The following is a 12301-nucleotide window of genomic DNA, read 5'->3' as shown; positions in this document are numbered from 1 at the left end:
CCTGTATAGTCAAATAAGCAAGAAATTATCTAACATTGTATAACTACTTTAGACAGGGTTATTTTACTGTATAACCCTTTTAGACATCACCGGAAACCTGTATAGTTATTTTAGCAAAGGACAGGGCCGCTCCCTTATCCACCTCCTGCGTACCTTCTTATTGACTGCACTATTCTTACGCTACTCATCAGGTATACCTCGTCCGGAAATCGTTCGTACCTGATTCGCTGTTAAAGCGCATGATCCTAAGAAAATACCGAAGAAGGAGCGAACAAATCATGAATAAGAAACGAACGAGGCTCAGACATTTGCGCTGCCTAATCTGCATTTCGAACAGTCAATAACGCCATTTGAGCAACTAATGCCTGTTGGGTTGGATGCATACCTATACCTTCGCCCCTCTTCACCCTCTTTCGATACACCCTCCTCTTGTTTCCGTGTGCTTCCTGTTGTCTATTAATCATTCTTCATACTATGAAAAGAATTATTGGCCTCTGCTTATTGTGCTTTTCCGTGGGTGCTATGGCTCAACCCATTGTTACCCTCAACAAATTTTATGGTAATGCCGCCGGTGCAGGCGGTCAAAGTTTCGTAAAGACCAGCGACGGCGGCTATATCCTGCTTGGCGTGATACATGCCAATGGCGGGATCGTGAGCGACTATAAAGGCGGGTCGTCGGACCTATGGGTGGTAAAGCTGGATGCCACTTATGGCGTAACGTGGCAAAAATGTCTTGGCGGCAGTGGAGCAGACCTTGCCTCCGGCAACGGAACGGGGGGCACCAGTATTCAGCAAACAGCCGATGGCGGCTATATCGTAGTGGGGGTTACCCAGTCAACCAACGGCGATATTACGGTTAATCATGGCGGCTGGGACGCTTTTGTGGTAAAACTGACTGGTGCAGGCGCTATTCAATGGGCAAAGACCTATGGTGGGGCCAATGACGAATCGGACTTCAAGATCAGACAAACGCCGGATGGAGGTTTTCTGCTGGCGGGCACCACCCAGTCGAGCAATACGGGCGATGTGGGCATTTCGCATGGCAACCGCGATGCCTGGATCGTGAAGCTGGATAATGGCGGTGCCATTCAATGGCAGCGTTGCATCGGCAGCACAGACCACGAATTGTTTGGGAATTTCGTACTCACGGCCGACGGAGGTTATATGCTGGCGATGTGTTCGCGGGGTAATGATGGCGATGTAAGCGGCAACCACAACGTGAACCGGTACGACTATTGGGTGGCAAAAATGAATAATACAGGAGTTATCGTATGGAGTAAATGTTATGGGGGCACCGACGAAGATTATGTGCTGGGTATTTGTGAAGCGCCGGGTGGCTTTGTGATTGCCGGCTACACCTATTCCGGAGATGGGGATGTACCCAGCAACAATGGCGATACGGACTGCTGGTTCCTGCGTATAGACAATACGGGCGGCATAGTATGGAAGCGGGCATACGGTGGGGTGATCGCCGATCTGGCCTATGGCATTGAACCTACGAGTGATGGCGGATTTATTGCCGCGTGTACTGCCGAAACCCTGGGTGGTGATCATGGAGATATTGAATCGAGTTATGGTGAACATGATGGCTGGCTGCTTAAACTGCGGGATAATGGCAGCCTGGAATGGCAGAAATGTGTTGGCGGCACCCTCAATGACTGGGGTATGCAGGTGATAGAGCTCTCCCCCAATAATTTCCTGATGCTGGGGCAGGCCAACTCGAATGACGGTTCTGCGCCAGGCAATCCCTGGCCACGGTCGGTTTGGCTAACCCTGGTGAGCGCGAGTGGTACGCTGCCGATCCACTTCCTGCAATTCGATGGCCGAAGGAATGGAGAAGACGCTTTGCTGGATTGGGTGATTGAACCCAATCCCGAAGGCAAACAATTCATTGTGGAGAAAAGCAATGACGGTTCCTCCTTTCAGGCGATTGCCTCGATCCCTTACCGGGATAATATGGATCGTTATCAATACAGGGATGATCGCGCCCTGTTGCACCAGTCCATAGCCTTTTACAGGATCATCGCTGTAGATATTAATGATAAACGCACGATCTCCCGTATGGTCCGTGTTGCGGGTAACGATGATCAACGCGCCGGCAGCATATTGGGCAACCCGGTCCGCGACCAGCTAATGGTGGAACTTCACAGCGAGGAGAACACTCCATTGCGGTTGGCGGTGTACGATGCCAACGGTCGTACAGTGTTGTCGGCTACCGTAACGGTTCAACGCGGCTCAAACATCATCAGCCAGCCGCTGGGAACGCTTCCTAACGGTATGTATTATTTGCAATTGACGAAGGCGGGAAAAAAACAACCGGTGTTTAAGGGACGGTTTTTAAAAACTGGCCGGTAATTTGCAAGAAGAAGTTTCCCCGAATAAAATGGGCCGGTTATCACTAACCGGCCCACTTAGGGGGAAAATCTTTTAATCAGAGACAAAGTGTACAGACCATCTGAGATCTGATTCCATGAATGTTCGGATTAACAGAAACACCTGATTGTTTAGGGGGTTAAAAAGGGTTCCTTACATAAACCGATACAAAGATGTTGTGGAAACCCGCGGCTTGAAAGTTTATTCGCCGAGTGCCCCTGAATCGACGGTGAGTAACCTTAAATAACGGGAGAGCTCAACGGATTAAATCTTTTTAATATAGCTGTTGGCATGTGGATAACCTGTAACTTCCTTATTCAAAATTTGACAGGGATCAACCAAAACGGACCAATCTGGCCCTAACCTCGTATTTTTCCTACACCTACCTCGTTACTATACTAGTAACCCACTGAAACACTTACGATACCTGCAGTAAATACCGAATTTTTTAAATCGAGAAGTATTGCTCTTGTTAACATTTCTTTGTGGATATATCTTTGTATTCGAAGTTGATTGATAGCTTATCAATCATTCCAATATCCAGGAAAAGACCAGTTACAATATCCAATATCCAGGAAAATCCTAAAATCCAGTATCAATCAACTTCTTTTTTTTGTCTTTGAAATCCAAATGTCCAATAGTCCAATGTCCAAACGATTGCCGTCCAGCCTGTGAAAAAACCAATGTCCTAAGTCCAAGTCAAACCGTCCAGAAGTCCAATTGTCCGAAAGAAACCAAATTCATCGTATCCTTAGAAAAACCGTCCAGTAAGATCCAACGTCCGAAAAGAAACCAAAGAGTTCCAATTCCTGTGTGTTAAGAACCGCCTGCAAATTCCAATACCCTCCTGCTAGATGAACCTTATTCATTTTAGCAGGAGGCAGCAGCGGTCTCCTCGCCGGTTTCCGGAACACCACTCTCACCAGTTCACTCCTTTCATTATTTATTTAGTTGATCGCCGTTCCGTTTTCATTATTCAGCATCCAGATTTTTTACCGGGTTTACCATCGATGCGCGTATAGCCTGTACACTGACCGTTAATACTGTCAGCAGCATCACTGCCATGCCTGTGGCCAGGAATATGTCGCCCGAAAGCGGTATATGCCAGGCGAAACCGGCCAACCAGCTATTGCCCAACCACCAGGCCAGCGGTAACGCGATGATCAATGCGATGGCAACGGTACGGAGAAAATCTTTTGACAACAGCATGGCAAGCTGTGCAGTGGTAGCCCCAAGCACCTTGCGAATGCCAATTTCCTTCCGCTTTTTTTCGGCGGTAAAAGCTGCCAGTCCGTACAATCCCAAACAGGCGATGAGTATGGCGAGTATGGCAAAATACTGCGCAAGCGCAGCTACCCGTTGTTCGGATGTGTATTGCGCCTGGTAATCGGCATCCAGGAAGCGATAATTGAAGGGATAACCCGGATTATAGCTTTCGCAAAAATGCTGCAGAGCACGAATAGCTTCCCCGTCTTTGCCTGGCTGCATTTTTACCATAACCATATCGTTCTGCCTGTCGAACTTAAAGAACAATGGCTTGATGGCTTCATGCAGGGATTGAAAATGAAAATTGCGGGCAACGCCGATGATCTCTTTTTTAACTCCATCCATCTCCACTATTTTACCGATGGGATCCTGAATGCCCATGAGTTGGATGGCAGCCTCATTGAAAATGATCCTGCCTGTATCCAACCCATAGGCCGGTGAAAAAGGGCGTCCCTCTTTCATGGCTATACCCAATGTTTCGATCGCTTCATAATTGACAAGAAACGGCCTGAACGGCACTACTTCTTCTTTTCCGTTTATCCATACACGATTACCTGCTGACGGGCCTCCGAGCACACTACCCGTCATCGCTGCTGCACTTGTTACGCCCGGTAATAACCTTACCTGATCGAGGAACGCATCCAGGCTGCCGGGTATTCGTCCTTCGGCATCAAAATACAGTACCTGTTCCTTATCAAAGCCAGGAGCATGGGTCTGCAGGTATTTCAACTGGCGATACACCACGATAACACCAACGATCAGTAATACAGAAACCGAGAATTGAAAGACGACCAGGGAGCGGCGTAGCCCAAACGAACCTGGCGCCAGTACGGGCAACGCTTTTTTCAGTACTGCTACCGGCCTGAATCCCGAGAGGTAAAAAGCCGGATAAGCGCCCGATAGCAACGTTGTTATTATCACTATTGCTGCACAACTACTGATGAAGCTGGTATCCCAGCCCGGATGAAGTGCTTTGCCGGTAATATGGTTAAATGCGGGCAGCAACAATATCACGAACAGGAGGGCTATGCCCATCGCGGCCAATACCAGCAACCCTGAGCTCATGAGGTATTGCAAAATGAGCGATGCCCTGCCGGCTCCGAGTGTTTTGCGTATGCCGATCTCTTTGAGATGGCCGGCAGTTTTGGCGGTTGCCAGATTGATGAAATTGATGCAAGCCATCAGGAGGATGAAAAGCGCAATGAGGGAGAAGAGTCGTACATAGCTGATGCGGCCTCCGGTAGGTTTTCCGTTTTCGTACTGCCCATACAGGTAGCTATCGCCATAAGTCCGCAGGAACATTTCCCGTTGCTGCCCCTGGCTATGTTTCATCATGAACTGGCCTAACTTTTCACTGAATGCCTGTGGCGATACGCCTTCTTTTAACACCAGATAGGTATGGAACGGCCCACCGGTAGAAAGTTCCTTTCCCATTTTCATGATTACATTAAACTGATCGAATGGCAACAGGAAATCGAACTGAATGGAAGAGTTGGCCGGACAATTCCTGAGTATGCCCGTTACCTGACTGTTGTAACGGGTTTCACCGAGCTGCCAGGAAATGGTTTGTCCCATGGCCTGTTCCGCTCCTTTGAACAGACGTTGTGCCAGCGCTTGCGAGATGACGATGCCTTCTTTGTTGGCCAACACCTGCGATGGATAACCCTTTACCAGTGGATACGTGAACACATCGAGATAATCGCGGCTGGCAAACAAGCCGGCTGCCTTTGTATTTACCGGTCCTGCCGACAGCACTACCCGCGGAAACCAGGTTTCGGGCGTGGTGACGGCAGCAGCCTGCACTTCGGGCATGGCGGTTTTGAGGGCTTCGGCCAGTTGGGGAGCAGTTTCGCCCGAGGTGAGTATGCCGCCATTGACCGACCGGTTTTCCATGACCTGGTACAGCTGATCATTGTTTTGATGGAATCGATCGATGCTTCTTTCGTCCTGCACCCACAGTACAATAAGCAGGGTACAGGCCAGGCCGGTAGAAAGGCCCAACAGATTTATGAGGGTGAATTGCCGGTTCCTGATAAGTTGGCGCCAGGCGACAATCAGGTAGTTTTTGATCATAAGTATGGTGTTGGAAACAGGTAGATGCAGCTTGTCCTTTATTCCATAAAACCTGCGGGTATTTTTTTCGAACAACCTGGCTTAGTTTTGGGGATGCCCATTTTCACCGATCAGTTGAACAGGACCATTGACCTGCCGGCCCAGCCCCGGCGGATTGTTTCGATCGTACCCTCTCAAACAGAACTGTTGTGGTCGCTGGGACTCGAAGCGGAAGTGGTTGGCATTACGAAATTTTGTGTGCACCCGGAGCCCTGGTTCCGGAGCAAACGCCGTGTAGGCGGCACCAAAAATGTTCACCCGGATATTGTGGCATCGTTGCAGCCCGACCTGATCATTGCCAATAAAGAAGAGAATGTGCGCGAGCAGGTGGAAGCCCTGGCAGACAGGTACCCGGTATGGATCAGTGACGTGAATACCCTTGAGGATGCACTGTCGATGATCAGGTCCATTGGATCGCTGACCGGCAAGGCTGATGAGGCCTCTGAATTAGCTGAACGGATCACCACAGGTTATTCGAAACTCATCGCTTCTCCCCGCCCCTTGCGCACGGCCTACCTCATCTGGAAAGACCCTTATATGACGGTTGGCCATGATACTTTTATTCATGATCAGCTATCGCGCTGCGGCTTCCTGAATGTTTTCGGCGACCGGCTTCGATATCCCGCTATTACCGTAGATGAATTGCGAGCGGCTGGCTGCGAGCTATTGCTGTTATCATCGGAGCCCTACCCTTTCAAAGAAAAACACATCGATGAGCTGCAATCACAACTTCCTGATACCCGCATTTTACTGGCAGACGGCGAGTATTTCAGCTGGTATGGCAGCAGGCTGCTGCACGCACCCGCTTACTTCAGTGAGCTTTTCCAGCGTCTTCGCTGAAAGAGAAATTGGATGTACATTCGCAAGCCGGCAAAGGAACATCCGTGCTCATTGAGTTAACGCTATAAACATTCAGCATTGACGTACGATTTTACGCCCGAAGAAAGCAATAAGCCATCACGCAAGAAGCCAATGTTTCCTGTGCAGGATGCACTGCGGCAATACCTGAAGATCCACGGCCGTGAGGTGAAGCTTCCTGTATCGTATAACGACCTTTTGCGCATAACCTATTCCATCCCGCTGAAAGACAAGAACGGCAAAGACACCCATTGGGAAAAAGTGCTGTACGATATGCGCGACTGGGAATACATCAGGGAAGGGTTAATTAAAATGTATGCGTTCCTGAAAACAGAAGGCGACCTTACTTTTACGGCCCACCTCGATGTGGCACGTATCGACTATTGCAGCTTTGGGAACTCCAATCCTTTCCGCATCCGCATCATCAACAAATTCAACGACAACTACGACCACTACTATATCAAGATCGCCGATGCTTCGCGCATCTATGGCCTGGAGCTGGAGCACCTGCTTTCTCCCAACCGTATCACGTACCTCACCCATAGCAATACGCTGGTGGAGGAACATATTCCCGGTATTCCTGGTGATGTATTTATCAAGAATCACCTGAGCGATACGGCGACGAATAAGATCAGGTTGGCCAAAGAGTTTGTGAAGTTCAATGAGCGCTGTTTTGTGCGGCTGCTGGGCGATATGCGTTCGTACAATTTCGTGGTGGACATTACGCCCGATATCGAGGATTATCAATACCGTATCAGGGCCATCGATTTCGACCAGCAATCGTACGAGGGCCGGAAGAACCTGTACCTGCCTCAATTCTTCAAGGAGAATATCGAGCTGGTCAACCTGTGCAGCCGATACCTGAACCGGGAATCGATCGAGCAATACCAGGCGGAAGAAAGGACCATGATGGCCTTCCGGGTTGCTTCAACACGCTTCCGCCTGATGGACTTGCTGAACATCATGTCGCGCGACAAAATATCAACGCCTGAGAAGTTACAACAACTAAAAACGGAGCTGGGCCAGTACTTCCATAGTCCGGCCTTCTTCAAAAGCAATTCAATGGGGCAACTGGTAAAGCGCCAGTTGAAACAGACCCTGCAAAAGAACCTCGCACTGATCCAGAAGAACCTGGGCAAGTTTGAGGATTAAGGCTATTCTGCCGTTGTGGGATCGATCATCGCCATGACCTTGCTGACTGAGTTGGCGGGAAAACCTCCCTGCCGGGCATGCTCCCGGACCATTTCTTCGTTGGGCGCAATGTAAATGCAATAGATCTTGTCGGGGGTAACGAAGCTGTTGACCCATTGTATCTCTGATCCCATTTTAGACAACACGCCGCAGGAGGTTTGTGATACGGCTTTCATTTGTTCGGGCGTCATACTGCCGGCGCCGGGTATCTCTCTTTCAATGACATACTTTGGCATATAGATGATTTTAAGGAATGGCAATTCCATGATTTCATCGGGCCGGAAGTATTGCCGGATAAGTGTTTGGGTGGGTGATAGTGTTGCTGTAATAGGCGGAATTATAGTCTATGAAAGGCGGTATTGAAAGGGATGATTGCTTTATTAAAGGTAAGGAATTAACTGACAATAGAGGGAGGACTACCCCGGCAGCAGCCAGCAGCTGATCAGAATAAGGTTTCCAGGGAATTAAAGAAGCTGGCTTTGATGCTTTTATACGGCAGCACCCTGGTTATAATTCCTTCTGTGACCGGCATGCCACTCCCGATGATTTTCTCTTTGTCTTTCAAAGCCTGGATCAGGCAATGGTGTTCGCACAGCAGGTAGCTGCGACAACCCGGTGCATGTAAGATGGTGTCAATATATTGCCGATAGTTGCTTCGATTCTCGAGGCTTTGAAGCGGAAACTCTTTGGCAACCCTGACCACTTCAATATCAAATGGAAAAGGATCTTCTTTTTTTTCGACATTGTGCCGCAGCACATAATATAAAACACTGTCGGCATTTGAGGTCTTTCTCTTCACGACATAGGTGGGTAGCTGTTGCTGGATCTTCTGGGCTTCTTTGACAAAGGCATCTCCCTTTATATGAAACAGATCTGGCTGGGTTTTGCCGATCACAGCCCAGAAGTCGCAAAAAAATACCTCGACATCTTCCCCTTTCACCTGAGTGGTTTCAATCTTAGTCCAAACATCGGGCAAATCCTTTGGTTCTGCGACGCAAAAAAGGAGGAGGCTAAGCAGCATACATTTCATAAGACATAGTTTTCGGTGAAGGGTTTATTTTTTTAGGACCAGATGGTTACTCGTGATATACGCAGGTTACTTCCAGCCGGTTATTGTCGGGGTCGAGGGTTTCAAATTCGTAATAGCCATCGCCTGTTTTGCGGGGGCCGCTTAGAATCGGGAAACCGTCCTCCTGCAATTGCTTTGCTTTCGCATCGACCTCCTGCAGGGTGTTTACCCCAAAGGCCAGGTGAATGATGCCGAGGTATTGTGCCTGAACGGTATCATTTTTGTTTTCCGGAATATCGGGTCGGCTCATGATCTCGAGGCGGGCGCCCGATTGAAAGCTGAGGAAGTAGCTTTGGAACTGCTTCTTTTCGTTGGTGTATTTATCGTTTGGCACGGCGCCAAAGTATTTGATGTAATATTCTTTCAGTGCTTCGAGCTGACTGGTCCAGATGGCTACGTGTTCGAGTGTCATGAATGTTGATTATAGCTTTATTTTCAACCCGTATTCTTTCTTCAAAGTTAACAATGCTTCTGCATTGCCTTTGGCGTCATCTACGGGATGGTGGGTGTGGGTGGTTTTGCGCAGGTGCTTGAAGTTCTGGAAGGTGTCTTTAACCAGTCCTTTGTAAAGGCTTCCCAGGTTGTAAGAACTATGTCCAAATGGGTTTGCTCCTGTAAAGTGGTGGAAGTACCAGCAGATGAACATCCAATCGAAACCATTGTTGTCGCTGATGAATACGGGGCGGTCCTTTACATGGGCTTTTAGCCAGGCGCCGAAGTTCTCCATCACTGTTTTGGGGTCATCGAATGCGAGGGTTTGCTCACGGGTAAAGCCGGAAACTGCGAGGGCTTCCGGAATGAACTTATCGGAAATGGGTTTCAGTTGTCCGTAGAATGTTTTATCGAGTCCATCCTGCACCAGGACGGCGCCGAAGCAGATCATCGAATAATCGCCCGGGATGGGGCCATCGCTTTCGATATCGACCATGATATAGGCCATAGGATGTTGGGTTAGTTTAATGAGTTAATATTTTATGTTGGCTCTAAGTGATTGCCGGATGCCAATGGGTAAATTTCCAGTACTGCCGAACCTATGCGAGTACCGTAGTGATAAGGCGAACTACCGTGCTTGTGATACTCGAATGAAAAACCCAGCAGCCCGTAAAACTCAGCAAGTTGTTGCGGATTTGGTGAGCGTATAACGATCAGGCGTAGTTCCATTCCTAAATGTACGATTTCCCGCGCAAGGATCTAGCGCGTAGCCTTATGAAGATGTTTAAAACTCCTGGAAGCGTTCTCGCCGGTAGAGATGGTATCGAATGATTTGTTGCTGAAGTCAACCAGGTAATAAAAATGCTCCTCCACCACCGTTGTGTCCTTAGGGTCATCGACACTGTTATCATGCGCATTCATCATCCAGATGTACGCCTGCCACTTCCTGTCTTTGGTTTTGTACAACCAGGCATCTTTGGTGGCTATATCGCCGGCATCTCCCCAGCTTTCTCCCAGCTCTATTGATTCGGAAATCGTATCCCTCGCTTTATCCAGTAACAGCAACTTGATAGATGTTTCTTCATAATCGCCAGGAGTTCTTGCAATCAACCCTACTTTATTGCTGTCGATCTCAAACTGCCCGATGGCAAATACGCCCATACTTCCTTCCTGGAACCGGTTTTCGGACAATGGCCATGGCAATAACTTTATACTCTGGCTATCCAATGCAACACCACTGTATTCATACTGCTGTTCGTAGGAGGAATATACATGCAGGGTATCGAAGTTGAGCGTCTTGAACTTATTCAGCAGGGGCTTATACTTTGTAGGGCGTTCAACCTGTTTTGTCTCTATTGGCTTAGGGGCAGATTCGCAGCCGGCAAAACTAACCAGGATCGCCAGCATCATTCCATATTTCATTCGTATGATAGGTTTAGTGTTTGGCCTCAAAATATTAATTCCTTCCCGGACCTTCAAGTAACCCATCACCAAAGGCATATTTTATTGGACAAGGAGTTGTTTTCCTGCTTTTTAGCGGTATTACGGATGGTTTGACTGCCTTCGCCTTGCGATGCCGGGGAGGACTGTTTTTACCGCATCCTGCGGTATCCTGCCTGCGGGGTGGGAGTTGCCGCCGAGTTTCCTTATCTTCGCGGCGAATTATCAGGAATTAACCCTTTTTCTTGAATAATTACTAACAACCAGTACTACTTATTAACTAAATAATAGCAAAACACCAGAATTATGGCAAAATATAAAGCCGGGGTCCTTTTTGGAGAAGAATTGGAAGCCCTCTATAAAGACGCAAAAGAGAATCAGTTTGCTCTTCCAGCTGTAAACACCATCGGTACCAACACCATCAATGCTACCCTGGAAGCCGCTGCAAAAGTTAACTCTCCAGTTATCGTTCAGTTTTCGAACGGCGGCGCCCAGTTCATCGCTGGTAAAGGCATGCCCAACGACAAACTGCAAGCCAATATTTCGGGTGGTATCTCCGGCGCCCTGCACATCCACAACGTGGCCAAATACTACGGCGTTCCTGTTGTACTGCATACCGACCACGCTGCCAAGAAATGGCTGCCCTGGGTAAGCGGTCTGATCGACGCCGGCGAACAATTCTATAAAGAGAAAGGTCAGCCCCTGTTCAGCTCACACATGCTCGACCTCTCTGAAGAGCCTATCGAAGAGAACATCCATACTTCTGTTGAATTCTTTAAACGCATGCAGCCCCTGGGTATGGCGATCGAGATCGAACTCGGCGTAACCGGCGGTGAAGAAGATGGCGTTGACAACAGCGGTATCGAAAACGATAAATTGTACACGCAACCCGAACACGTTGCTTATTCTTATACAGAACTGAGCAAGGTTGGCCGTCTCTTCAGTGTAGCTGCCGCCTTCGGTAACGTGCATGGTGTATACAGCCCCGGCAACGTGGAGCTGCGTCCCGAGATCCTGAAGAATAGCCAGGACTATATTGAAAAGACCCTGAAGACTGGTCCCAAGCCCGTTTACTTCGTATTCCACGGTGGTAGCGGTTCGCCCCAACACCAGATCCGCGAAGCGATCGGCTACGGTGCCATCAAGATGAACATCGATACCGACCTGCAGTGGGCTTTCTGGGAAGGCATCCTGGGTAACTACAAAAAGAACGAAGCGTTTCTGCAAGGCCAGCTCGGCAACCCCGATGGTGCCGACAAGCCCAACAAGAAGCACTACGATCCACGCGTATGGCTGCGTAAAGGAGAAGAAACCTTTATCAAGCGCCTGGAAGTAGCTTTCGAAGACCTGAACTGTATCAACCGTAACGCTTAATACATTGCTCAGCGGTTTATGACCGGTGAATAGGTTGCCGAAGCGATCTATTTCGCTCGATTTAACCGATGCCAGAGATTTATAATTCATTCACCGATCGGGTTGTTCACTTAAACGCCCGTTAACAGAATGAGTAGTTCGTTTAAAAGTCCCGCCACAAGCGGGACTTTTTGTTTATTTTCATAT

The 12301-nt window shown here is 48.6% G+C and carries 10 protein-coding genes; 4 read left to right on the top strand and 6 right to left on the bottom strand.

All coding sequences use genetic code 11. The annotated features are described in order from the left end of the window. The first annotated feature begins 474 nt into the window (after nt 1–474). Nucleotides 475–2355, top strand: a complete 1881-nt coding sequence (locus P2H89_RS29190) for a T9SS type A sorting domain-containing protein (RefSeq protein WP_275833857.1) — start codon at nt 475–477, stop codon at nt 2353–2355. A gap of 990 nt (nt 2356–3345) precedes the next feature. Here the strand turns inward: P2H89_RS29190 and P2H89_RS29185 are convergent. Further along, on the bottom strand, nt 3346–5712 hold the full coding sequence (locus P2H89_RS29185; RefSeq protein ID WP_275833855.1) for an ABC transporter permease: 2367 nt from the start codon (nt 5710–5712) through the stop codon (nt 3346–3348). Nucleotides 5713–5805: 93 nt separating this feature from the next. Between P2H89_RS29185 and P2H89_RS29180 the strand changes: the two genes are divergently transcribed. Further along, a complete protein-coding gene (locus P2H89_RS29180) occupies nt 5806–6591 on the top strand; it encodes a helical backbone metal receptor (RefSeq protein WP_275833853.1) in 786 nt (261 codons plus the stop codon). 78 nt (nt 6592–6669) lie between these two features. Then, nucleotides 6670–7761 (top strand): hypothetical protein, encoded by a 1092-nt coding sequence (locus P2H89_RS29175; protein ID WP_275833851.1) that lies wholly within the window; start codon nt 6670–6672, stop codon nt 7759–7761. Nucleotides 7762–7763: 2 nt separating this feature from the next. On the opposite strand, the gene P2H89_RS29170 is transcribed toward P2H89_RS29175, so the two are convergent. From P2H89_RS29170 to P2H89_RS29150, 5 genes are all read right to left on the bottom strand, one after another. Then, nucleotides 7764–8036: a DUF4242 domain-containing protein gene (locus tag P2H89_RS29170; protein WP_275833849.1), complete on the bottom strand. Its 273-nt coding sequence runs from the start codon at nt 8034–8036 to the stop codon at nt 7764–7766. Nucleotides 8037–8242: 206 nt separating this feature from the next. Next, nucleotides 8243–8821 carry a hypothetical protein gene (locus tag P2H89_RS29165; RefSeq protein ID WP_275833847.1) on the bottom strand — a complete coding sequence of 193 codons (579 nt, stop codon included), beginning with the start codon at nt 8819–8821 and terminating at the stop codon, nt 8243–8245. Nucleotides 8822–8876: 55 nt separating this feature from the next. Beyond that, nucleotides 8877–9281: a VOC family protein gene (locus P2H89_RS29160; RefSeq protein ID WP_275833845.1), complete on the bottom strand. Its 405-nt coding sequence runs from the start codon at nt 9279–9281 to the stop codon at nt 8877–8879. A gap of 9 nt (nt 9282–9290) precedes the next feature. Further along, on the bottom strand, nt 9291–9809 hold the full coding sequence (locus P2H89_RS29155) for a 3'-5' exoribonuclease (protein ID WP_275833843.1): 519 nt from the start codon (nt 9807–9809) through the stop codon (nt 9291–9293). A 251-nt stretch (nt 9810–10060) separates the two neighbouring features. Further along, on the bottom strand, nt 10061–10723 hold the full coding sequence (locus P2H89_RS29150; protein WP_275833842.1) for a hypothetical protein: 663 nt from the start codon (nt 10721–10723) through the stop codon (nt 10061–10063). A gap of 324 nt (nt 10724–11047) precedes the next feature. Here P2H89_RS29150 and fbaA point away from each other — a divergent pair, with 324 nt between their 5' ends. Beyond that, a complete protein-coding gene (gene fbaA, locus P2H89_RS29145) occupies nt 11048–12115 on the top strand; it encodes a class II fructose-bisphosphate aldolase (RefSeq protein WP_275833840.1) in 1068 nt (355 codons plus the stop codon). The last annotated feature ends 186 nt before the right edge of the window (nt 12116–12301 follow it).

This window comes from Paraflavitalea sp. CAU 1676, assembly GCF_029223285.1.
Lineage (GTDB): Bacteria > Bacteroidota > Bacteroidia > Chitinophagales > Chitinophagaceae > Paraflavitalea.
The sequence above is the reverse complement of the archived record's forward strand: the minus strand, read 5'-3'. Positions and strand labels throughout refer to the sequence as shown.